The sequence below is a fragment of the Tropicimonas sp. IMCC34043 genome (genome assembly GCF_003390845.1).
Classification (GTDB): Bacteria; Pseudomonadota; Alphaproteobacteria; order Rhodobacterales; family Rhodobacteraceae; genus Tropicimonas.
Map to the genome: position 1 here is coordinate 37,242 of NZ_QMEK01000008.1, position 21,502 is coordinate 58,743.

Below are 21,502 nucleotides of genomic sequence, written 5' to 3' on the forward strand. Positions count from 1 at the left end.
CCATGAGAGAGATCACCCTGTCGCAGGCCGTGAACGAGGCGCTGGCCGAGGAAATGCGCCGCGACGAGACCGTGTTCATCATCGGCGAGGACGTGGCCGAGGCCGGCACGCCCTTCAAGGTATTGAGCGGTCTGGTCGAGGAATTCGGCACAAGCCGCGTCGTCGATACCCCGATTGCCGAACCGGGCTTCATGGGCATCGCGGTCGGTGCCGCGATGACCGGCACGCGCCCGGTCGTCGACCTGATGTTCGGCGATTTCATCTATCTGGTGATGGACCAGCTCTGCAATCAGGCGGCCAAGACGCATTACATGTCGGGCGGCAAGCTGAGCGTGCCGCTGGTGCTGCGCACCAACCTTGGCGCCACCCGGCGGTCGGCCGCCCAGCACAGTCAAAGCCTGCACGCGCTGGTGGCCCATATCCCGGGGCTGAAGGTTGCGCTGCCATCCTCGGCCTATGAGGCCAAGGGGCTGATGAAGACCGCGATCCGCGACAACAACCCGGTCGTGATCTTCGAAGACAAGCTGATGTATCAGGACAAGGCCCCGGTGCCGGAAGAGGAATACCTGATCCCCTTCGGCGTCGCGAATGTGCTGCGCGAGGGGGCTGACATCACGCTGATCGGCACCTCCTCGATGGTGCAGGTCTGCGCGAAGGCCGCCGATATTCTGGCCGCCGAGGGCATCTCGGCCGAGGTCATCGACCCGCGCACCATCGTTCCGCTCGACGAGGCGGCGCTGCTTGCCTCGGCGCGCAAGACAAGCCGGGTGATCGTGGTGGACGAGGGTCATCAAAGCTTTGGCGTGACCGCCGAGATCGCGAGCCGGATCAACGAGAAGGCGTTCTATCACCTCGACGCGCCGGTGCTGCGCATGGGCGCGATGGATGTGCCGGTGCCGTTCAGCCCGGCACTCGAGGACATCACGGTGCCGACGCCCGAGGGGGTCGCAGAGAACGCGCGCAAGCTGGTGCGCGGGGAGCTGATCCATGCCGCGTGACGTCATCATGCCGGCGCTTGGAATGGCGCAGGACACCGGCCTGATCGTCGCCTGGCACAAGGCGCCGGGCGACGCGGTGGCCGAGGGCGACGTGTTGTTCGAGGTCGAGACCGACAAGGCGACGATGGAGGTCGCGGCCGAGGCCAATGGCTATCTGACCGATGTCGCCTCGTCCGCGGGCGAGGATGTTCCGGTCGGTCAGGTGATCGCCCGGATCTCGGCGACGCCCGAGGACAGCGGGACGGCCGCGGCGCCCGCGGCTGCCGAACCGGACGCGGATCTGCCGGAGGGGCAGGGGGTCATCATGCCGACGCTCGGCATGGCACAGGACAGCGGGCTGATCGTTGCCTGGCACAAGGCGCCGGGGGATGCGGTCGCGGCCGATGACGTGCTGTTCGAGGTCGAGACCGACAAGAGCACGGTCGAGGTCGCAGCCGGGGTCGACGGCTTTGTCGCCGCCCTGCTGGCTGAGGCCGGCGAAGACATCCCTGTCGGCGAGACCATTGCGATCATCGCGGAAAAAGCGCCCGCTTCGCCAATTGCCCGCCGCTTTGCCCGCTCTGCCGCGCCTGAGACAACTCCGGTCGCGCCGGCCGAGGCCCCGCCGAAACCCCCGGTCGCCGAGCCGCCCGTGGCCCGGCCCGCCACAGCGCCCCGCGACGACGGCCGCATCCTTGCCTCGCCCAAGGCGCGGCGGCTGGCGCTGGAACAGGGGCTCGACCTCGCGCGGCTGGTTGCCGCGGGCCATCCGCAGCCCTTCCATGTCAAGGATCTGGAGGTGCTGCGCGCGCTTCCGGTCGAGGCGGCACAGACACAGACACCGGCGCAGGCGGCCGCGCGGCGCCTGACGGCCGAGATCCCGTCCGAAGGCTTCACGGACTTCGCCGGCTGGGCGGCCGGGCAGGCCGGGCTTAAGGACGAAGCCGCGCTGCTGGCCGGACTTGCCGGGGCGAGCCTGTCCCGCGACGGGGCCATTGTCGCCGTCGAGGCATTCGGCCGGATCCTCAGCTTTGCGGTGCCCGCGGGCGGCTTTGGCGCCGTCACCCCGGCCGATCCTGACGCTGCCCCCGATCTGCACCTGCGCGACCTTCGGTTCAGCCGGATCGGCAGCGTGCATCTGGGCGCCGAGCCATGCCCCGTTCTGACCCTCGTTCGCGCGGGCGCGGGCCTGTCGCTGACCCTCGAATGCGCCAGCCACCATCTGACACCGGCAGAGGCCTTGTCCCTGCTGTCTGAATTCGCGGGCCGGATGGAGCAGCCGCTCCGCCACCTGCTCTGACCCCTGGAGGCCCGAATGGACTTTACCGATCTCTACATCAACGGCGAATGGCGCAACGGCGCCAATGGCCAGCGGTTCGACGTGCTGAACCCGGCAACCGAAGCCCCCATCGCCTCGGTCGCCTCGGCCGAGATCGCGGATGCCGATGCCGCCCTCGACGCCGCCGAGGCGGCGATGAAGGACTGGGCCGCCCAGACCCCGCGCCAACGCTCCGAAGTGCTGCGCAAGGCGTGGGAGCTGATGACCGCGCGGCTCGATCACTTCGCCCACCTGATCACGCTCGAAAACGGCAAGGCCGGGGTCGATGCGAAGGGCGAGGCCACCTATGCCGCTGAATTCTTCCGCTGGTTCGCCGAAGAGGCGGTGCGCGCCGACGGGATGGTGACCCATGCGCCGGCGTCGGGTGCCCGGATCCTGGTGCAGCACAAACCGGCCGGCATCGCCGTGCTGGTCACGCCCTGGAACTATCCCGCCGCCATGGGCACGCGCAAGATCGCGCCAGCCCTTGCCGCCGGCTGCGCGGTGATCGTCAAGCCCGCCGCCGAGACGCCGCTGACCATGCTGGCGCTGATGCCGCTGCTGGCGGAGGCGGGCGTGCCACCGGGGCTCGTCAACGTTCTGCCGACCCGCAGCGCCGGTCCGCTTGTCGATCACATGCTGCACGACCCGCGGGTGCGCGTGGTGTCCTTTACCGGATCGACCGCCGTCGGCCGCAAACTGCTGCACGCCGCCGCCGATCAGGTGCTGAAGCCGGCGATGGAGCTTGGCGGCAACGCCCCGCTGATCGTGTTCGAAGACGCCGATCTGGAGGTCGCGGTCGAGGGCGCGATGCTGGCCAAGATGCGCAACCTTGGCGAGGCCTGCACCGCGGCCAACCGGATCTATGTCCATGAGGCGGTGGCAGAGGAATTCACGCGCCGGTTCGCGGATCGCATGGCGGCGCTGAAGGTCGGCGACGGCACCGACCCCTCGGTCGATGTCGGCCCCTTGGTCAACGCCGACACCCGCGACAAGGTTGCGGCCTTTGTCGCGGATGCGGTCAGCCGGGGCGCGAACATCGTCGTCGGGGGCCAAGTGCCGGAGGGAAAGGGATATTTCTATCCGCCGACCGTTCTGACCCATGTGCCCGAAACCGCGGATTGCGTGCATGACGAGATCTTCGGCCCGGTTGCCGCGATCCAGACCTTTGTCGATCAGCAGGACGTCATCGCGCGCGCCAATGACACCGAATACGGGCTTGTGGCCTATGTCTTCAGCCAGGACATGAAGCGCGCGCTGCAGGTCTGCGAACGGCTCGACTATGGGATGGTCGGGCTGAACCGCGGCCTTGTCAGCGACCCGGCGGCGCCCTTCGGCGGCACCAAGCAATCGGGTCTCGGCCGCGAGGGCGGGCACGAGGGGATGCTCGAATTCATGGAAACCCAGTATATTTCGGCCAGCTGGTAAGGGGGCGACAATGTCAGAGGTCATCGCTTCACCCTCGGTCCGCGCGCTTGCCGGCCGCATGGGGGTCGACATCGCACAGCTCGCAAAGGATCTGGACCGCACGACCATCGCCCGCGAGGATCTGGAACGCGGGCCGTCCGCGGCCGCGCCCGCGGGCGACAGATCCTTCTGGGAGGTCGATCACGGGCATTACGGGCCGGTGCGCGAGGAACCGTTGAGCCGTTTCGCGCAGGTGGCGGCGCGGAACCTTGCGGCGGCGCAGGCGCTGATCCCGGCGGTGACGCATCACGACCACGCCGATGTCACCGCGGTCGAGGCGTTTCGGGCCGAGCTGAAGCCCGAGGCGCGGGCGCGCGGCGTCAAGCTGACCGCGCTTGCGTTTCACGTCAAGGCGCTGGCCCGCTCGCTGCGCGATTTTCCACGCTTCAACGCCTCGCTCAGTGCGGATGCCAAGACGCTGATCCTGAAGGACTATGTTCACATCGGGATCGCCGTCGATACGGCGCATGGGCTGATGGTGCCGGTGGTCCGGGATGCCGACCGCAAGGGGCTGTGGCAGATCGCCGCCGAGATCGCCGATCTTGCCGCGCGGGCGCAGGATCGCAAGGTGCGGCCCGAGGAGATGGGTGGCGCCTCGATCACCGTCACGAACCTCGGCGGGATCGGCGGCACCGGGTTCACCCCCATCGTCAACCCGCCCGAGGTTGCCATTCTTGGCATCACCCGCACGGAAGTGCGCCCCATGTGGGATGGCGACGGGTTCAGGCCGGTTGCGATGGTGCCGCTCGATCTGTCCTATGACCACAGGGTCATCAACGGCGCCGAGGCGGCGCGGTTCATGGTCGGCTTCGCCCACTTCCTGGCCGAGCCCCTCCGGATGCTGATCTAGCAGGCGTTGCAGGCCGGCACCGGACTGTGATGCAGCCGCCACCGGACCCCGGCGGCGGCTCGCGTCACGGTTGACATAAGGGCACTTCGGTGAAGTCATCTGGTTGGTGAAAAGGCGCTGATCCTGTCCTCCGACCGGGGTGAACCATCTGGATGTCAGCGCCAGACCGGGGAGGTGCGAGAATGGCTGACAGCGCAAGGTTCGGGATCTGGCGATACTTCTCGGGCCTCGGATTGCTGATCGGGGCGGCGTTCTTTGCCGCCTCGCTGACGCCCTCGCTCATTCCGCGTCCCTATCTGCTGCAGGGCGTGCTGGGGGGCGTCGCCTTTGCGCTCGGCTATGGCATCGGCGTGCTGCTGCTCTGGCTTTGGGAATACCTCGGTCTGCCGATGGCACGGCATCGGTTGCGCCAGCAGGCGACCTGGGTCGCGGCGGCGGCGGCAGGGCTGCTGGTTCTGGTGTTCCTGTGGAAGGCCGCGGGATGGCAGAACTCGATCCGCGAGCTGATGCAGATGCCGCCGCTCGAAACCGGCGATCCGCTGAAGGTGGCCGCGATTGCGGTGCTTGTCGCGATCCTGCTGATCCTGATCGGCCGGCTGTTTCTGGTGCTGGCCCAGATGTTCTACTGGTGGCTCGACCGGTTCGTTCCGCCCCGCATTGCCGGTTTCGTGGGCGCGGTGCTTGCGTTTGTCGTCTTTGCCGGGGTGATCGACGGGGTGTTGCTGCGCGGATTGCTGCGCTCGGCCGATGCCTCGTTCGAGGCGCTCGATGCGCTGATCGACCCGACCATCCCGCGCCCCGAAGACCCCGACATCGCCGGCAGCACCGCCTCGCTGCTCGATTGGGACGATCTTGGCAAGGCCGGACGGGCGTTTGTGACGGGCGGCCCGACGCAGGCCGAAATTGCCGATTTCACCGGCGCCGAGGCGATGGAGCCGATCCGTATCTATGTCGGGCTCAATTCGGCCGACGGCTTTGAGGCGCAGGCCGAACTGGCGCTGGAGGAGATGAAGCGGGTCGGCGCCTTCGAGCGGTCGGTCCTGGTCGTCGCGGTGCCAACCGGCACCGGCTGGATGGACCCCGCGGCGATGGACACGCTCGAATACCTGCACCGCGGCGACGTGGCGACGGTGGCGATCCAGTATTCCTATCTGACCAGCTACATCTCGCTGCTGGTCGAACCGGATTACAGCCTCGACGCCGGGCGGGAGCTGTTTCGGACGGTCTACAACTATTGGCGCACCCTTCCGAAGGACGCGCGCCCGCGCTTCTACCTCTATGGGATCAGCCTTGGCGCCTACAGCTCGCAGCAATCGGTCCAGTTGCACGAGGTGATCGGCGATCCGATCGACGGCGCGCTCTGGGTCGGCCCGCCCTTTGTCAGCCCGGTCTGGCGGTCGCTGACCGACGAACGCAATCCGGGCACGCCGGAATGGCGCCCGAAATTCGAGAATGGAGCCTTCGTGCGGTTCACCAACGCGGGCTCGGCCGCCGATCTCGATCAGGGCGCCTGGGGGCCGCTGCGGATCGTCTATCTGCAACATGCCTCCGATCCGATCGTCTTTTTCGAACCGACGGCGTTCTACAGGGCGCCTGCATGGATGGCAAAGCCGCGGGGCCCGGACGTCTCGGCCGACCTGCGGTGGTATCCTGGCGTCAGTTTCCTGCAACTGCTGCTCGACATGGCGGTCGGGCTGAAGGTGCCGATGGGGCACGGCCACCTCTATTCCTATTCGGATCACATCCGCCCCTGGATCGAGGTCACCCAGCCGACCGGGTGGAGCGAAGCCGACATCGCGCGGCTGGAGGGCGTGTTCGCACAATAGCCGCGCTGCCGGATCGTGGGTCAGCGGCGCGCGGGGCTATCGCTGAAGGATCGCGCCCGCGACCGCGGCGAACAGCGGGCTTTTCGCGGTGCAGAACTCGTCGACAATCGAGTAATGGTTGCGCCCGGGGGCAATGTAGCCCTGGGCCGTCAGCCCCTGTTCGGCGCAGAAGTCCATCAGCATCCGGTGCTGCCACTGAAATCCCGAAATCTCGTCGCCGCCGATGCTGGCGATCAGCCGCTCTGGCGCGCGCTCGAACCGTTCGAGCGGCGAGAGGTGCAGCGCCGTCGCAGGGTCGAGCCCGATCTTCACGTTATAGATCGTCTCGCAAACCGGCTGCAGATCGTAAAGCCCGCTGATCGGAAAGCAGCCCTTGACCAGATCGGGCAGTCCCGCCGCCCCGGTCCAGTCCCTGAACCCGAGGCTCAGCGCCAGATGCCCGCCCGCCGAATGGCCGGCGACCGAGATCCGCGCCGGATCGCCGCCGTGACCCGCGATATTGCGATGGACCCACAGCAGGGCGCGGCTGGCGCTTTCCACGATCTGCTCGATCCCGGCCTCGGGCGTCAGCGGATAGGAGATGGTGACGACCGTGATCCCGGCCTGCACATAGGCCGCGGCCACATGGCTGAGCGAGGCCTTGTCGAGGAACTGGAACCAGCCGCCATGGATGAACACCAAAACCGGCGCCTGCGGAACCGCGCTGGGGAAGATATCCAGCCGTTCGCGCAGATGCGGGCCATAGGGGATGTCGGTCAGGCAGGCCATGTGCTTGCGCACAAAGACGCTGTTGTCGAGCCAGGCCGCGGAATAGCGGTAGTGATCCGGCACGGCGTTCTGGTTGTTGTATTCGAGGATTTCCCCGCTCCAGCGTGACATCGGCGTCTCCCTCAGGACCTAGGCCTTGGCTCCGGCACGGCTGGCCAGATACATTTCGAAATGGCTGCAGATCGCCTGCCCGATCCCGTCGAGATGGGCGCGCAGGATCTCGACCGCCTCTGCCGTCTCGCCGCGCCGGCAGGCGGCCAGAATGGCGCGGTGTTCGTCGTTCGATCCGCGCCCGGTGTCGACCTCGCCCATGTGGATCTGGACATAGCGTTCGGCATGCTTGTGCAGCCCCTGCAGCATCTGCAGCGACAGCTCGCGCCCCGAGGGCGCGTAAAGCGTGCTGTGGATCTGCCAGTTCACCTGACCCAGATCGCGGGTCGGGGCGGTTTCGAACAGCTCGATCAGACGCGCGGCTTCGGTCAGGGCGGCGCCGGTCATCATGGGCACAGCCGCCCGCAGCAGTTCGGTTTCCAGCATGATGCGCAACTGAAAGATCTCGCGGATGCTTTCGGCGCGCAGATCGGTCACGAAGGCGCCGCGGCCGGGGTGGGTCACCACGAACCCCTCGGCCTCCAGCCGCGCCAGCGCCTCGCGCAGCGGGATCTTGCTGATCCCGAAACGTTGCGCCAGCGGGTCCTGACGCAGCGGCATGGTGGGGGGAAGCTCGCCGCTGACGATGGCGTCGCGCAGGATCCCGACGATGGCATCGACCTTCGATTGCGGGCGCTGCGCCTCCCATCGGGCGGCCAGTCTGGCAAAGGGGTCGGGCTGCTGCGGGTCAATCATGGCTCAGGCCCTGTGCCCCTCTTCGATCTGGTCGCGCAGATCGCTGCAAAGCTGCACGAAAACGGGGTCGCGTTCGATCTGCGCCGCGCGCGGCCGGCCGAAGGGCACGGTCACGTCATGGCAGATGGCCGAGGGGCGGCGGCTCATCACCAGAATGCGGTCCGACAGGAACACGGCCTCGCGGATCGAGTGGGTGACAAAGACCGCGGTCTTGTGGAACCTGTCCCAGATCGAGGCCAGCGCCACGTTCATCTCGTCGCGCGAGATCGCGTCGAGCGCGCTGAAGGGTTCGTCCATCAACAGGATGTCGGGGTCGGTGATCAGCGCCCGGCAGATCGCCACCCGCTGCCGCATCCCGCCCGACAGCTCGTCGGGGCGCTTGTCGCGGAAATCCCACAGCCCCACCATCTCGAGCAGTTCGCGCGCCCGTTCGCGATAGGCGCTGGTCCGTCCCTGACGCAGGCGCACCGGGAACAGCACATTGTTCAGCACCGTGAACCACGGCAGCAAGGTGGCGTCCTGAAAGACGTATCCCATGTCCTCGCGCGGGGCGGTGACAGGGCTGCCGGCGATGCGGATCTGGCCGGTGGTCGGCGTTTCCAGCCCGCCGATCATCGACAGAAGCGTGCTTTTCCCGCAGCCGCTGGGGCCGAGGATCGACAGGAACTGCCCCGAGGGGATGGTGAAATCGGCGCTTTCGACCGCGTGCACCTCGGAGCGTCCCGAGCGATAGATCTTGCTGACCCCGTTCAGGGTCAGAAAATCGGCAACCGCGGTCATTCCAGGGTCTCCGGGGCGGCGGCGTTCAGCGCCGCGCAGACCTCGTCGGTGGTTGTGACCCAGCCGAGGAATTTCTCGATGTTATAGCAGGTCGCGTTGAAGATCGTTTCGTCGCCGGCTTGCAGCGTCGCATCGGCCACCATCATGCAGAAGAATTCGTTGTGAAACCCGTCGCGGATGGTCGATTCCACACAGACATTGGTGTTGACCCCGGCGACGATCAGATGGCTGATCCCCCGACCCCGCAGCATCGGTTCGAGCCTTGTGCCGCAAAAGGCACTGTAACGCGACTTGTGGAGCACCACCTCGCCCGGTGCGGGCTGGATCTGGTCGACGAACTGGTAATCCCAACTGCCCTTTGTGATCAGCTTGCCGCGGTAGTCGGGATTGGCGCGCATGAACTTCAGCGGGTTCGATTTGTGCCACACGGGCGAGGTTTCGGGGCCCGCCTCGGCAAGTTCCGGGTCAAAGCCGTTCTGCATGTAGAAGATCGCGATCCCGGCCGCGCGCGCGGCGGCAATCACCCGGGTCACCCGGGCGATCACCGCGTCCGCGCCCTCGACGCCGAACCCCACAAGGTCCAGATAGCCGCCCTTCGACAGATAGGCATGCTGCATGTCGATGACGACAAGCGCTGTCCGGTCGAGATCGCAGCTCAGCGGATCGGGACGGGCGGGAATGGGCAGGGAACGGGTCATGGCAGGGTCCGGGGGTCAGGCGCCGAAGCGGCGGCGCAGATAGATTTCGGCCAGCGCGATCGCGCCATAGAACACGAGGCCAAAGACGCAAAGCACGGTGATGGCGGCAAAGATCAGCTCGGTTTCCGCCTGCGCCGAGGCGAACAGGATCAGATAGCCAAGCCCCGCCTGCGAGGTAATGAACTCGCCCACGATCACGCCGATGATCGAGAATGTCGTGGCGATCTTCATGCCGCTGAAGATATAGGGCAGCGCGAAGGGCAGCCGCACGTCGCGAAACACCTGCCATTCGCTGGCGCGCAGGGCACGGCAAAGCCGCAGCAGCGACTTGTCGACATTGTCGAGCCCGGCGAGCGTCGCGATGACGACCGGGAAAAAGCTGATGAAGACGGCGAAGGACAGCCGCGATTCCGCGCCGATCCCGAGCCAGACGATGAACAGCGGCGCCAGCGCAATCTTCGGGATCAGCTGAAAGAACACCACGTTCGGATAAAGCGCCTCGCGCAGCAGCCGCGAGGAACTCAGCAGACCCGCAATCGCGATGCCGATCACGGTCGAGATGACAAAGGCGATCAGGCTTTCGGTGATGGTCGGGATCGAATGCTTCAGGATCAGGGGCAGGAACAACTGGTCAAGCTTGGCCCAGATCGCGGATGGCGCGGGCAGCAGCACGGGCGGGATCTGCAGGACCCGCACCGTCACCTCCCAGATCAGCAGGGCCGCGCCTGCGGTGCCGGCGGGCAGCAGGACCTTGCGCAGGCCCGCCATGGTGGCCGCCCGGCGCCCCTCGGCCCGCTGTTCGGGGGACACGACACCTGCCCTGGCGGCGGTGATGCTGGCACTGTTTCCCATGGCTTCCTCCCAAACTTCGGGGACAGAGCCGCCGCAGCTGCCCTGTCCCCTTTTCGGATTCACTCCGCGACCGGCCTAGCCGAAATACCTGGCGTAGTCGGCGTTGTTGGCCTTTACCGCATCCCATTCCTCGGCGGTCAGTTTGACGTTGCCGACGAATTCGTTGGTGATCAGCTGGTCGAGCGGCGGCATTTCCGGGTTCTCGACCGTGCCCAGATCCAGCACGCTCTGGATCATGCCGGGGATCTTCGACAGGTCGGAATAGCCGATCGCGTTGTCCATCGCCTCGGGCCAGAGCGTGACAAGCTGGGTGATGCCCTGCGAGATCCTGGCGCTGGTCAGGCCGTTGGCGGTCAGGCCGACCTCGGGGACGATCTTGGCAAACAGCTCGATCGATTCCCCGGGCTTTTTCAGGGTGTAGGCGAAGGAACTCAGCGTGGCGTCGACCACCTTCTGGCACAGCTCCGGGTTGCTTTCATAGACGTCGCGGCGGGTGACGATCTGGGCGGCGTAAAGCTCCAGACCATAGTCGCTCCACAGCATGAAGCGCATGTCGACGCCGGCGGCGGCGATATTGGGGATCGAACTGGTGCCGATTGCGGTGATCGCATCCACCTGCTTGTTCAGCATGGTGCGTTCGATGACCTTGCTGTCGACCTGCACGACGTCGACCTTCGAGGCGTCGATGCCCGCCTTGGCGGCAAAGGCCGGCCAGAACGGCGCCTCGGCCGAGGTCGGCACCATGCCGAGTTTGCGGCCTTCCAGATCCTTCGGCGTCTTGATCGGGCTGTCGGCCAGCGAGGCGATGCCCATGGTGGCGTCGTAATAAAGCGTCGCCAGCACGATCAGGTCCAGTCCGCGCGCCTGTGCCAGCATGGTGCCGCTGGCAAAGACGACGCCGAAATCGAACTGGTTGTTGGCCACCGCCTGAGCCGCCGCGACAGATCCGAAGCCGCGCGACACCTCGATGTCGATGCCGTTGTCGGCATAGATCCCCAGCTCCTTGCCCAGCATCGGCCAATAGTTCGATCCGTTGGCGACCCAGGGCAGGGTCAGCGAGACCTTGGTGGTCCCCTGCGCCCAAAGCGGCCGGGTGGACAGCGACAGCATCGGCACGGCCAGCGCGCCGGTGCCCAGCAGCAACGCCTGGCGCCGCGACAGATTGGAAGTCTTCGAGTCGGTCATCATTGATACCCTGTGGTGTGTCCGAACGAGTGGTTCGCGGTTGTTGTCTCCCCCCGGGGCTCGGGCGGCTCTGTCCTGTCTGGCGCGCGCGATCCTGCAGGGATCCCGGCCAGTTCACCTGTGGTCGTGCAAATCGTATACGTTATACGACCTGTAATCGCGGGCGAAGGATGTCCAGCACCGAAGGGCGCGGCGGCGGGCACAGCGGCAGGGAACCTGCGAAAGCTGTCGCTTTCAGCAGGGTTGCGCGGCCCTTGTCGGGTTCTTGGGCAGGGATGGTCAGCGCGCCGTCGGCTCGGGCTGCCATCCGCCATCCGTCCGGATCAGGATCGGGGTGCGGAAGGCGCCGATGACGGGGCAGGCGGTGGCGTCGGCCCAGGCCTCGCCCTGCAGCATGGCGGCCCCGATGGCCACCGGCTCGATTTCGGCCAGCGCCAGAAGCTTCAGCACCGCGCGGATCGAGGCGCCCGAGGACAACACGTCGTCGATGACAAGCACCCGGCTGTCGCGCAACAGCGGCAGCATGTGCGGATCCATGTAAAGCCGCTTTCCCCCGCCCGGCGTGGTGATCGAGGACAGCGGCAGCGACAGCCGGTCGTCGTACCAGAACTTGCGCGAATAGCCCAAGGCGACCAGCCGCGCATGGCCCAGCCGGCGCGCCACCGCCTCGGCCAGCGTCAGGCCAAGGGTCGGGACGGCCACGACCACGTCGGGATTGAAAGCCGACAATTGCTCGGTCAGCCGATCCGCCAGCAGATCGAGCACCGGGAACGATGCCTGGTTCAGGATCAGCGAGACCACCGCGCGATCCTGTTCGGGCAGCACCCGGATCGGCAACAGGATCTGCCGTTCGCCCAGGGCCACGGCAAAGGTCTCCTGATCGGGCTGAACGCCCGGACGCAGGTCGCTGTGCAGCTCCTGCCAGACATCAAGTCGCATCCACCTGTCTCCTCGGGTTGCCACGGTCCCAGGCCCCACGGGCGCGGGGGCGGGCAAGTCGCCTTTTCGCAAGATCACGAGGCGGTTGTAAATGCGGATCGGGGCGGCCGCGCTGCCGCGTACAGGAATCCCTGCGCCCGCCGAGGCGTCGGCACCACGCCGCCAAACGTCGATGGCGCGCCAAGGCCTGTGTCGCCGGCCACAATCAGCGGGACGTTCGGTGCGCCCCTGGCGGGCTCAACCGTCGCGATCCCCGCCGAACGCCCATGCGCCACTGCCGAGCGCCGGCGAGGCGCGGTCGAGCACCATGGGGCTGCGCGAGAAACCGATCGGCGTGCGCAGGCCCGCGATGCCCTCGGGGGCGATCTGCAGGCTGCGGGCGGCGATCTGCGGGTCCGAAAGCGCCTCGGCCACGGTGTTGATCGGCCCGGCCGGGACGCCCGCGGCCTCGAGCCCCGCGATCAGCGCGGCCCGCGGCAGGGCGGCGGTTGCGGCGGCAATCATCGGGCCGAGGGCTGCGCGGTTCGCCACCCGCGCGGGATTGGTGGCAAAGGCCGGATCCGCGGCCAGACCATCCAGCTGCAGAAATCCGCAGAGCGCCGCGAATTGCCGGTCGTTGCCGCAGGCGATGATAAGGTGGCCGTCGGAGGCGGGAAATACCTGATAGGGCACGATATTCGGATGCGCATTGCCAAGCCGGGTCGGGACGATCCCGCCCAGCAGATAATTCGCCGCCTGATTGGCCAGCACGCCGACCCCGCAATCGAACAGCGCCAGATCGAGATGCTGGCCGCGCCCCGACCGCGCGCGTTCGGCCAGCGCCGCCTGCACCGCGATGACGCCGTAAAGCCCGGTGAAGATGTCGATCCAGGCGACACCGACCTTCTGCGGCTCGCCCGACGGATCGCCGGTCAGGTCCATGATCCCCGACAGGCCCTGAATCAGGAAATCATAGCCGGGCTGGCGCACCCGCGGCCCGGTCTGCCCGAACCCGGTGATGGAGGCATAGACGAGGCCCGGGTTGTCGGCGGCAAGGCTTTCGTAATCGAGGCCATGGCGCGCAAGGCCGCCCACCCTGAAATTCTCGATCACCACGTCGGCCCCGGCGATCAGCGCCTTGAGCCGCGCCAGATCCTCGGGCGCGCGGAAATCGCAGATGACCGAGCTTTTGCCGCGGTTGGCGGCGTGGAAATAGGCCGCGACCCGTTCGGTGCCGCCGCCCGGCAGCGGCCGGTCGATGAAGGGCGGGCCCCAGCGGCGGGTATCGTCGCCCTCGGGCGCCTCGATCTTGATGACCTCGGCGCCAAGATCGGCCAGCGTCTGGCCGATCCAGGGGCCGGCGAGGATGCGGGCAAGCTCGACCACCCGCAGCCCGGCCAGCGGCGCGTCAGAGCTCATGCGAAGGCCGAAAGGCCGGTGATCGCGCGCCCGAGGATCAGCGCGTGCACGTCGTGGGTGCCCTCATAGGTGTTCACGGTCTCAAGGTTCTGGGCATGGCGCATGACGTGGTATTCGATCTGGATGCCGTTGCCGCCGTGCATGTCGCGCGCCGCCCGCGCGATATCGAGAGCCTTGCCGCAGTTGTTGCGCTTGATCAGGCTGATCATCTCGGGCGCAAAGCGGCCGTCGTCGAACAGCCGCCCGACCTGCAGCGCCGCCTGCAGCCCCAGCGCGATCTCGGTCTCCATGTCCGCGAGCTTCTTCTGGTAAAGCTGGGTCGCGGCGAGCGGGCGGTCGAACTGCTTGCGCTCAAGGCCATAGGTCCGCGCGCGGGCAAAGCAATCCTCGGCCGCGCCCATCACCCCCCAGGCAATGCCATAGCGCGCCCGGTTGAGGCAGCCGAACGGCCCGCCCATGCCTTGGGCATCGGGCAGCAGCGCGTCTTCGCCGACCTCGACATCCTCCATCACGACCTGGCCGGTGATCGAGGCGCGCAAGGACAGCTTGCCGCCGATCTTGGGTGCGCTCAGCCCCTTCATGCCCTTGTCCAGCACGAAGCCGCGGATCTTGCCGTCATGGGCGTCGGACTTTGCCCAGACCACGAAGACATCGGCGATCGGCGCGTTCGAGATCCAGGTCTTCGATCCGTTCAGGCGGTATCCGCCCTCGGTCCGGACCGCGCGGGTGCGCATGCCCGCGGGGTCCGATCCGGCATCGGGTTCGGTCAGCCCGAAACAGCCGATCAGCGCCCCGCTGGCAAGGCCCGGCAGGTATTTGCGTTTCTGGTCCTCCGAGCCATAGGCATGGATCGGGTACATCACCAGGCTCGATTGCACCGACATCATCGAGCGATAGCCCGAATCGACCCGCTCGATCTCGCGCGCAACGAGGCCGTAGGAGACATAGGAGGCGCCGACGCCGCCGTATTCCTCGGGCACCGTCACCCCAAGCAGACCGAGCGCGCCCATCTCGCGAAAGATCTCGGGATCGGTCGTCTCGTTCAGATAGGCATTTTCGACCCGCCGCATCAGATTGTCCTGCGCATAGGCATGGGCGGTCTCGCGGATCATCCGCTCTTCTTCCGACAACTGGCTGTCGAGCCGGAACGGGTCCGACCAGTCGAAGGGCTGCCCCTTGGCGGATTTCGATGTCATCCGGTTCTGTCCTCTTGCGATGCGGTGCGGCTGCGCCACTGTCGTATCATTCATATTGCCTTTCAACTTCGACGTAAAATCAGTATCTATCCATGATAACATTCGCGGAGTGCATGAAGTGCGGCAGCGGCGGTTCCTGCCTTCGATCAGTATGCTGCTGGCGTTCGAGGCTGTCGTGCGCAGCGGGTCGGTCACCGCGGCGGCCCACGAGCTGAACCTGACCCAAAGCACGGTCAGCCGGCTGGTGCAGAACCTCGAACAGCAGATCGGCTGTGTGCTGTTTCTGCGCCGGCGCAAGCGGCTGGTCCCGACCGAGGCGGCGCTGGCCTATCGCGACAAGATTGCGCTCGGGCTCGACATGATCCAGCGGGCGGGAATGGGGCTGATCGCCAATCCGGGCGGCGGCACGCTGTCGCTCGCGGTGCTGCCGACCTTTGGCACCCGCTGGCTTGCCCCGCGCCTCAGCGGTTTCTTCGACCGCAACCCGGGCGTGTCGATCAACCTTGCCACCCGGGTCAAGCGGTTCGTCTTTGACGCCGAAGGGTTCGATGCCGCGATCTATTTCGGCGAGGCGGACTGGCCGGGCGCGCGGCATCTGAAACTGTTCGACGAACGCTATACCGCCTGCGCGCCGCGGGCCTTCCTCGACAGCCACCCGATCGTGCGGGCCGAGGATCTGGCGGCCGAGCCGCTGCTGCTGCTGGAAAGCCGGACGACCGCCTGGAACGACTGGTTTCAGGGGCAGGGGGCTGCCGCGCGGCCGATTTCGGGGATGGTGATGGACCAGTTCTCGATGATGATCCAGTCGGCGATCTCGGGGTTCGGCATCGCGCTGCTGCCCGACTATCTGGCCGATCTGGAAACCCGCGAGGACCGGCTGGCCCCGATCCTGACGCCGTCGATCCCCGGCGCCGGGTCCTATTGGCTGGCCTGGCCCGAGCGCAACGACCCGTTGGCACCGCTGGAATGCTTTCGCGACTGGCTGTCGGGCGAATGCCGCGACTTTGCCGCCGAAAGGTCGGGTGAACAGTCGGGCTGAACCGGCCCGCTCAACCGTCGATATCGGCGCCAAGCCGTTGCGAGATGGTCGTCGCGATCCGCTTCAGCGTGGCGACGATCTCGGCCTCGCGCGCGGGGTCGATGTCATCGACCGGCATGCTGACGGCAACGCCCGCAATCGCGGTGTTCGAGGCATTCAGCACCGGCGCGCCGAAACAGATCATGCCCTCGCAAACGCTCTGGTCCTCGCGCGAATAGCCGCGCGCACGCGCCTCGGCGACGAGTTTCAGCAATTGATCGAGCGTGCGGGGCGACCGCGAGGTCATCGGCTCGGGCAGGCCGTCGCGGAACCGCAGCCGGATCTCGGCATCCGCCATGCGGCTCATGAAGGCCTGGCCTGTCGCGGTGAAGGCCATCGGCAGGCGCGATCCGACCTGGAACTCGAACCACGGCGTGCGGCTGGAATTGCGCGCGCCGATATAGACGACATCGTTCCTGTCGGGCACCGACAACGTGATCGTGGCACCCTGCAGCTTGTCGGTATTCTCGTCCCAGATCCGGGCAAATTCGGCGGCGACGTCGCTGCGTCGCGAAAACGCCCGCGCCCATCGCATGACATGGGGGCCGATGGCAAAGGTCTGGTCGGAATTGCGCACCAGAAGCCCCAGCTCGCACAGCGTCGCGCACAGCGAATGCACCGAGCTTTTCGCCAGCTTCATCCGCCGCCCGAGTTCCGAGACGGTCAGGATGTCTGGCGCGTCGGCGACCATGTCAAGGATCGTGCTGCCGCGGGAAAGTGCCGGGACCGCCGGCTTGTCCGTCGTCGTTTCAGCCATCTCTGTCCGCCCGGCGCCTTGTCTGGATCGTGAGTGTATCCCCAAAATCCTCGTTTGACAGGCTCTGCATCTCTGTACCATATTCGGAATCACGAACACCGTTCAGCATATTGAACACAAATCCGGCCGGAAGGTCAAGGGAGGACACCATGATCGAAGGGCTGCAGGATCGATCCCTGTTGCGTGTCGACGCGCATATTGATGGCGACTGGGTCGGCTCGACCCGGCGCACGGCCATCGTCAATCCGGCAACCGGCGCGACCGTGGCCGAGGTCGCCGACCTCGACCGTGCAGCGGCCCGCACCGCGATTGTCGCGGCCCGCGCCGCCCAGCCCGGCTGGGCTGCGAAGACCGCGCTGCAACGCTCCGACATCCTGCGCCGCTGGGCCGCGCTGATGCGCGAGAACGCCGAGGATCTGGCCCGCATCCTGACCGCCGAGATGGGCAAGCCGCTGGCCGAGGCGAAGGGCGAGATCGGCTTTGGCGCGTCCTTCCTCGACTGGTTCGCCGAGGAAGGGCGCCGGATCTATGGCGATACCATTCCCGGCCATCAGCCCGACAAGCGCCTGCTGGTGCTGAAACAGCCGATCGGGGTCGCCGCCTCGATCACGCCGTGGAACTTTCCGAATGCAATGATCGCCCGCAAGGTCGCCCCGGCCCTTGCCGCAGGCTGCACCTTCGTCGCCCGGCCATCCGAGCTGACGCCGTTGTCGGCGCTGGCCATGGCGGAACTCGGCCAGCGCGCCGGCCTGCCGAAAGGCGTGTTCAACGTCGTCACCGCGGCCGATGCGGCGGCAATCGGGCAGGAGTTCTGCGAAAACCCGACCGTGCGCAAACTGAGCTTTACCGGATCGACCCGCGTCGGGCAGATCCTGATGGCGCAGGCAGCAGCCGGCATCAAGAAGCTCAGCCTCGAGCTGGGCGGCAATGCGCCCTTCATCGTCTTTGACGATGCCGACCTCGATGCCGCGGTCGAGGGCGCGCTGATCGCAAAGTTCCGCAATTCGGGCCAGACCTGCGTCTGCGCCAACCGGATCTATGCCCAGGCGGGCATCCACGACGCCTTCACCGAAAAGCTCGCCCAAAGGGTTGCGGCGATGAAGGTCGGCGATGGCGCCACCCCCGGCACCGAGCTTGGCCCCCTGATCGACCTGCGCGCCGTCGAAAAGGTCGAGGCGCATCTGAACGACGCGGTGGGCCTGGGCGCGCGGATCGTGACGGGCGGCAACCGGATCGGCGACGGCACGCTGTTCTTCGAACCGACCGTGCTGACCGGTGTCGTCCCTGCGATGCGGGTCTCGCGCGAGGAAACCTTCGGCCCGCTCGCCGCCGTCATCCGGTTCGAGACCGAGCAGGAGGTCGTGGCACTGGCCAACGACACCGAATTCGGCCTCGCGTCCTATTTCTATTCCAGCAACCTGTCGCGGGTGTTCCGGGTCATGGAGGCGCTGGAATACGGCATGGTCGGGATCAACACCGGCCTCGTCTCGACCGCCGAGGCGCCATTCGGCGGGATCAAGACGAGCGGACTCGGGCGCGAGGGCTCCAAGTACGGGATCGAGGATTACCTCGAAATCAAATACGTCTGCCTGTCGATCTGACGGCGAGGGCCGCCGTCCCTGACCGAGGCGGCGCAAACCCGGACACCGAAGGCGGGGGGGGGCAGATCCGCGGCGCCCCCCCCCGGCGCGGGGCTATTCCAGCGGAAATGTCACGTCGAACCGGCCCGAGACATCGCGGGACTCGCCCGCGTGGTCGGCCTTGGCCTCAAAGGTTCCGGCCAGATGCAACGCGGTGTCGCTCCGGTCGTAGGCGGTCAGCGTCACCTCGGTCCGGCCCTCCTCGCTGGCATCCCAGAAATCCTGATAGGCGTTGAGCAGATAGCGCATCTCGCCCGACGTGGCGATCTTGCCGGTCGGGCCGCGCATCGTGACAAAGCTCAGTTCGACGACATCGCGGGTTGCGGCCAGATCGGTCTCGGCCGGATTTCCCCAAAGGGTCACGCTGTCCATGACACCCGCGGTGGTGTCGACCGACGACTGGCTTTCGCCATTCCCGGAGGTGATGAACCATGTCCGATCCGCCCCGTCCCAGGTCGCCTCGATGGTGCCAAGGGTTTCCGCCGAGGCGGCCGAGAGGCTCAGCGCGCTCAGGCAAAGGGATGCAAGGAAATGTCTCATCTGTGTCTCCAATCGGGATCATGCCTGGTTGAACGGCCGAAAATGCCGGGGCGACGGCCTGAATGACTGTGGCCCATACTGGCCCGATCGCGCCGTTCGTCCAAGGCCCCAGCGTCGCCCCGGCGACCACGATGCGGGCAGGGCGGTCGAGGGCCTGAAGGGCATCGACCTGCGTGTGGGCAAGGGCGAGGGGATCGCGATCTGCGGCGCCTTATCCGGCGCGGGGCTGTTCCCAAGCGCCCTGCCTTGGGTCTAGAGTGCCGGTCAGCCAGACCCGGCCGCGCAGCCCGCAGGAGGTGTCATTGACAGCCCGCTTCAAGGTTCAGCCCGCATGAGCACCGCCGACGCCCCCGTGATCGACATCAAGGCCGCGGTTGCCGACCTGCTCGAAGGGCAGGGTGCAGACCGCCGGATCGTCGCCATCGCCGGGTGTCCGGGATCGGGGAAAAGCACGCTCGCCGACCGGCTCTGCGAGGAGATCAACGCAAGGCTTCCCGGACAATGCGCCGTGCTGGCGATGGACGGGTTTCACTATGACGACATGGTGCTGGTGCCGCGGGGCGACCGGCCGCGCAAGGGTGCGCCGCACACCTTCGACACCGGCGGGCTGCGCAGCATGTTGTGGCGGCTGAAACACGAGGCCGACACCACGGTCGCGGTCCCGGTCTTCGATCGCTCGATCGAGATCGCGCGCGCCGGCGCCCGGCTGATCGAGCCTTCGATGAAGCTGATACTGGTCGAGGGCAACTACCTGCTGCTCGACTGGCCCGACTGGCAGCCGATGGCGGCGTTCTTCGACCGGACGATCTTTCTCGACGTACCCGAGACGGTGCTGAAGGCACGGCTGCGCAAACGCTGGCAAGGGATCGGCCTGCAAGGCGCGGCGCTCGAGGCGCAGCTTGAGGGCAACGATTTTCTCAACATCGACATAGTGCTGCGCGAAAGCCGGCCGGCGGATTTCCGGGTCATGAACGGCTTCGATGCCTGACAGGCCGCGGATCGGCGCCTATCCGGCAGTCAGCACCGCATTCAGATCGACCAGATAGCGTTCGGACAGCGGCAGACTGGCCGCACCGAGCGAGCGTGCATCGGGCCCGATGCTGCCCTCCCGCACCACCGGTTTGACGATGCCGCTGACGTCAAGCTCGCGCAGCGCCGCCGCGGTGCTGGTGACGATCTGCCTGCGCAGGCTTGCGGGCAGCCAGCCGTCGATCAGGATCGCCTCGACATCGACGACCGAGCAGACCGCGGCAATCGCCTGCGCGATGCCCGACGATGCGTCGCGCACCCATGACTCGAGCACCGTCTGGTCGATCGACCAGCTTTCGGGCACCTCCCACAGGCCGCCGGGCGGCTTGCCGGCCGCGGTCAGGGCGGTTTCCAGAACCGAAAGCGAGGCGATATCGACCAGCTGCAGGGCTTTGCCCTCTGCCCCGCGGATCGGCAGCGATCCGATGGCGGCGGCGTTTCCGGTCGTGCCGGTGAACAGCCGGTTGTTCAGTACCAGCCCGCCACCGATGAAATAGCCGATGAAGAAGTGGAAAAAGCTCTCTGGCCGGTCGGCCTTGCCGAACACCAGTTCCGCGCCGCAGGCCGCCGAGGCATCGTTTTGCAGGAAAACCGGGCAGCCCAGCACCGCCTCAAGCTCGGTGCGCAGGTCGCGGGTGCGCCATGCCTCCATCTCGTCGGCGGGTGCCCCGATTGACGCCGCCCAGTCCCACAGCCGAAACGGAATGCCGACGCCAAGCCCCGCGATACGGTCGCGATGCTCGGGCGGGATCAGCCCGCCCAGCGTGTCGAAGGCCTCGGAGGTGAATTTCAGGATGCTGTCGGGGGTCGGAAAGCGATAGGTGCGGTGGACCCGCCCCAGAACCTCGCCGACAAAGTTGATCAGGATCAGATCGACCGAACGCCGCCCGACCTTCAGCCCGAAGAAAAAGGCACCGTCGGGCGACAGATACATCGGGATCGACGGCTGGCCGACCTTACCGCGGATCGGGTCGCCACGGCGCAGAAAGCCGCCCTGTTCCAGCGACCGCATGATGACCGAACTTGCCTGCGCCGACAGCCCGGTGACGCGCGCGATCTCGGACTTTGCCATCGGGCCGTTCCGCCGGAGCGTCGACAGAACCAGACGCTCGTTGTGCGCCCGCATTCCGACCTGATTCGATCCGCGAACGGCATTTGGAGATCTTTGTTCTCCGGCGGTCCCGAGCTCTTCAGCTTCCAACAGACGTACTCCCTTGATTCGGGACGATGCGAAGGCCCGGCGCCCCTGTCAATAATAACTCGCAGTGATTTATTATTGACAGGCGTGGGCCTTTCGTGGCGTCATGCGGGCGAAGGCAGGGCCCGACACGTCGGCCTGCCTTTGGGGCCTGGGAGGG

20 protein-coding genes are annotated in these 21,502 nt (G+C 66.8%); 8 read left to right on the plus strand and 12 right to left on the minus strand.

The features are described from left to right. The first annotated feature begins 2 nt into the window (after window positions 1–2). From DQG17_RS20020 to DQG17_RS20040, 5 genes are all read left to right on the plus strand, one after another. Complete coding sequence (locus DQG17_RS20020) at window positions 3–998, plus strand: alpha-ketoacid dehydrogenase subunit beta (protein ID WP_116134653.1); 996 nt, start codon at window positions 3–5, stop codon at window positions 996–998. Continuing rightward, complete coding sequence (locus DQG17_RS20025; RefSeq protein ID WP_116134654.1) at window positions 988–2,277, plus strand: biotin/lipoyl-containing protein; 1,290 nt, start codon at window positions 988–990, stop codon at window positions 2,275–2,277. Before DQG17_RS20020 ends, DQG17_RS20025 begins: the two co-directional genes overlap by 11 nt. Before the next feature lie 15 nt (window positions 2,278–2,292). After that, the gene (locus DQG17_RS20030) at window positions 2,293–3,723 is read left to right on the plus strand and encodes an NAD-dependent succinate-semialdehyde dehydrogenase (protein WP_116134655.1); all 1,431 of its coding nucleotides are present in this window, start codon (window positions 2,293–2,295) and stop codon (window positions 3,721–3,723) included. 10 nt (window positions 3,724–3,733) lie between these two features. Continuing rightward, window positions 3,734–4,612 (plus strand): 2-oxo acid dehydrogenase subunit E2, encoded by an 879-nt coding sequence (locus tag DQG17_RS20035; RefSeq protein ID WP_116134656.1) that lies wholly within the window; start codon window positions 3,734–3,736, stop codon window positions 4,610–4,612. Between the two features lie 182 nt (window positions 4,613–4,794). Beyond that, on the plus strand, window positions 4,795–6,438 hold the full coding sequence (locus DQG17_RS20040; RefSeq protein WP_116134657.1) for an alpha/beta-hydrolase family protein: 1,644 nt from the start codon (window positions 4,795–4,797) through the stop codon (window positions 6,436–6,438). A 36-nt stretch (window positions 6,439–6,474) separates the two neighbouring features. On the opposite strand, the gene DQG17_RS20045 is transcribed toward DQG17_RS20040, so the two are convergent. From DQG17_RS20045 to DQG17_RS20085, 9 genes are all read right to left on the minus strand, one after another. Further along, complete coding sequence (locus DQG17_RS20045) at window positions 6,475–7,317, minus strand: alpha/beta hydrolase (RefSeq protein ID WP_116134658.1); 843 nt, start codon at window positions 7,315–7,317, stop codon at window positions 6,475–6,477. 18 nt (window positions 7,318–7,335) lie between these two features. Then, window positions 7,336–8,052, minus strand: coding sequence for a GntR family transcriptional regulator (locus DQG17_RS20050; protein WP_116134659.1), 717 nt, complete (start codon window positions 8,050–8,052; stop codon window positions 7,336–7,338). Window positions 8,053–8,055: 3 nt separating this feature from the next. Continuing rightward, window positions 8,056–8,832 (minus strand): ABC transporter ATP-binding protein, encoded by a 777-nt coding sequence (locus DQG17_RS20055; protein ID WP_116134660.1) that lies wholly within the window; start codon window positions 8,830–8,832, stop codon window positions 8,056–8,058. Continuing rightward, window positions 8,829–9,530, minus strand: a complete 702-nt coding sequence (locus DQG17_RS20060) for an isochorismatase family protein (RefSeq protein WP_116134661.1) — start codon at window positions 9,528–9,530, stop codon at window positions 8,829–8,831. Before DQG17_RS20060 ends, DQG17_RS20055 begins: the two co-directional genes overlap by 4 nt. Window positions 9,531–9,545: 15 nt before the next feature. Continuing rightward, window positions 9,546–10,382, minus strand: coding sequence for an ABC transporter permease (locus DQG17_RS20065; RefSeq protein ID WP_116134662.1), 837 nt, complete (start codon window positions 10,380–10,382; stop codon window positions 9,546–9,548). A gap of 75 nt (window positions 10,383–10,457) precedes the next feature. After that, entirely contained in the window at window positions 10,458–11,567 is a 1,110-nt protein-coding gene (locus tag DQG17_RS20070) for an ABC transporter substrate-binding protein (protein ID WP_198666221.1), read from the minus strand. A gap of 279 nt (window positions 11,568–11,846) precedes the next feature. Continuing rightward, window positions 11,847–12,506: a phosphoribosyltransferase gene (locus DQG17_RS20075; RefSeq protein WP_116134664.1), complete on the minus strand. Its 660-nt coding sequence runs from the start codon at window positions 12,504–12,506 to the stop codon at window positions 11,847–11,849. Between the two features lie 237 nt (window positions 12,507–12,743). Further along, a complete protein-coding gene (locus DQG17_RS20080) occupies window positions 12,744–13,904 on the minus strand; it encodes a CaiB/BaiF CoA-transferase family protein (protein ID WP_116134665.1) in 1,161 nt (386 codons plus the stop codon). Next, window positions 13,901–15,100: an acyl-CoA dehydrogenase gene (locus tag DQG17_RS20085; protein WP_116134666.1), complete on the minus strand. Its 1,200-nt coding sequence runs from the start codon at window positions 15,098–15,100 to the stop codon at window positions 13,901–13,903. The genes DQG17_RS20080 and DQG17_RS20085 overlap by 4 nt, the downstream gene beginning before the upstream one ends. A gap of 118 nt (window positions 15,101–15,218) precedes the next feature. Between DQG17_RS20085 and DQG17_RS20090 the strand changes: the two genes are divergently transcribed. Then, entirely contained in the window at window positions 15,219–16,139 is a 921-nt protein-coding gene (locus DQG17_RS20090) for a LysR family transcriptional regulator (protein ID WP_116134667.1), read from the plus strand. Window positions 16,140–16,149: 10 nt separating this feature from the next. Here DQG17_RS20090 and DQG17_RS20095 read toward each other — a convergent pair whose 3' ends face one another. Continuing rightward, window positions 16,150–16,935, minus strand: coding sequence for an IclR family transcriptional regulator (locus tag DQG17_RS20095; RefSeq protein WP_198666222.1), 786 nt, complete (start codon window positions 16,933–16,935; stop codon window positions 16,150–16,152). Window positions 16,936–17,084: 149 nt separating this feature from the next. Between DQG17_RS20095 and DQG17_RS20100 the strand changes: the two genes are divergently transcribed. Continuing rightward, window positions 17,085–18,536, plus strand: a complete 1,452-nt coding sequence (locus DQG17_RS20100) for an NAD-dependent succinate-semialdehyde dehydrogenase (protein WP_116134669.1) — start codon at window positions 17,085–17,087, stop codon at window positions 18,534–18,536. A 93-nt stretch (window positions 18,537–18,629) separates the two neighbouring features. Here DQG17_RS20100 and DQG17_RS20105 read toward each other — a convergent pair whose 3' ends face one another. Further along, the gene (locus tag DQG17_RS20105; protein WP_116134670.1) at window positions 18,630–19,115 is read right to left on the minus strand and encodes a hypothetical protein; all 486 of its coding nucleotides are present in this window, start codon (window positions 19,113–19,115) and stop codon (window positions 18,630–18,632) included. A gap of 331 nt (window positions 19,116–19,446) precedes the next feature. Here DQG17_RS20105 and DQG17_RS20110 point away from each other — a divergent pair, with 331 nt between their 5' ends. Beyond that, window positions 19,447–20,103, plus strand: coding sequence for an AAA family ATPase (locus tag DQG17_RS20110; RefSeq protein WP_116134671.1), 657 nt, complete (start codon window positions 19,447–19,449; stop codon window positions 20,101–20,103). 18 nt (window positions 20,104–20,121) lie between these two features. Here the strand turns inward: DQG17_RS20110 and DQG17_RS20115 are convergent, their stop codons facing one another. After that, the gene (locus DQG17_RS20115; RefSeq protein ID WP_116134672.1) at window positions 20,122–21,270 is read right to left on the minus strand and encodes an ROK family transcriptional regulator; all 1,149 of its coding nucleotides are present in this window, start codon (window positions 21,268–21,270) and stop codon (window positions 20,122–20,124) included. Window positions 21,271–21,502: the final 232 nt, after the last annotated feature.

What these genes read in the sequence shown, in the direction of transcription:
- DQG17_RS20115 (WP_116134672.1), bottom strand. Translation starts at nt 21,270, where the DNA reads ATGCGGGCGCACAACGAGCGTCTGGTTCTGTCGACGCTCCGGCGGAAC.
- DQG17_RS20085 (WP_116134666.1), bottom strand. Translation starts at nt 15,100, where the DNA reads ATGACATCGAAATCCGCCAAGGGGCAGCCCTTCGACTGGTCGGACCCG.
- DQG17_RS20095 (WP_198666222.1), bottom strand. Translation starts at nt 16,935, where the DNA reads ATGGCTGAAACGACGACGGACAAGCCGGCGGTCCCGGCACTTTCCCGC.
- DQG17_RS20070 (WP_198666221.1), bottom strand. Translation starts at nt 11,567, where the DNA reads ATGACCGACTCGAAGACTTCCAATCTGTCGCGGCGCCAGGCGTTGCTG.
- DQG17_RS20060 (WP_116134661.1), bottom strand. Translation starts at nt 9,530, where the DNA reads ATGACCCGTTCCCTGCCCATTCCCGCCCGTCCCGATCCGCTGAGCTGC.
- DQG17_RS20080 (WP_116134665.1), bottom strand. Translation starts at nt 13,904, where the DNA reads ATGAGCTCTGACGCGCCGCTGGCCGGGCTGCGGGTGGTCGAGCTTGCC.
- DQG17_RS20035 (WP_116134656.1), top strand. Translation starts at nt 3,734, where the DNA reads ATGTCAGAGGTCATCGCTTCACCCTCGGTCCGCGCGCTTGCCGGCCGC.
- DQG17_RS20025 (WP_116134654.1), top strand. Translation starts at nt 988, where the DNA reads ATGCCGCGTGACGTCATCATGCCGGCGCTTGGAATGGCGCAGGACACC.
- DQG17_RS20050 (WP_116134659.1), bottom strand. Translation starts at nt 8,052, where the DNA reads ATGATTGACCCGCAGCAGCCCGACCCCTTTGCCAGACTGGCCGCCCGA.
- DQG17_RS20100 (WP_116134669.1), top strand. Translation starts at nt 17,085, where the DNA reads ATGATCGAAGGGCTGCAGGATCGATCCCTGTTGCGTGTCGACGCGCAT.
- DQG17_RS20075 (WP_116134664.1), bottom strand. Translation starts at nt 12,506, where the DNA reads ATGCGACTTGATGTCTGGCAGGAGCTGCACAGCGACCTGCGTCCGGGC.
- DQG17_RS20065 (WP_116134662.1), bottom strand. Translation starts at nt 10,382, where the DNA reads ATGGGAAACAGTGCCAGCATCACCGCCGCCAGGGCAGGTGTCGTGTCC.
- DQG17_RS20020 (WP_116134653.1), top strand. Translation starts at nt 3, where the DNA reads ATGAGAGAGATCACCCTGTCGCAGGCCGTGAACGAGGCGCTGGCCGAG.
- DQG17_RS20110 (WP_116134671.1), top strand. Translation starts at nt 19,447, where the DNA reads ATGAGCACCGCCGACGCCCCCGTGATCGACATCAAGGCCGCGGTTGCC.
- DQG17_RS20040 (WP_116134657.1), top strand. Translation starts at nt 4,795, where the DNA reads ATGGCTGACAGCGCAAGGTTCGGGATCTGGCGATACTTCTCGGGCCTC.
- DQG17_RS20105 (WP_116134670.1), bottom strand. Translation starts at nt 19,115, where the DNA reads ATGAGACATTTCCTTGCATCCCTTTGCCTGAGCGCGCTGAGCCTCTCG.
- DQG17_RS20045 (WP_116134658.1), bottom strand. Translation starts at nt 7,317, where the DNA reads ATGTCACGCTGGAGCGGGGAAATCCTCGAATACAACAACCAGAACGCC.
- DQG17_RS20030 (WP_116134655.1), top strand. Translation starts at nt 2,293, where the DNA reads ATGGACTTTACCGATCTCTACATCAACGGCGAATGGCGCAACGGCGCC.
- DQG17_RS20055 (WP_116134660.1), bottom strand. Translation starts at nt 8,832, where the DNA reads ATGACCGCGGTTGCCGATTTTCTGACCCTGAACGGGGTCAGCAAGATC.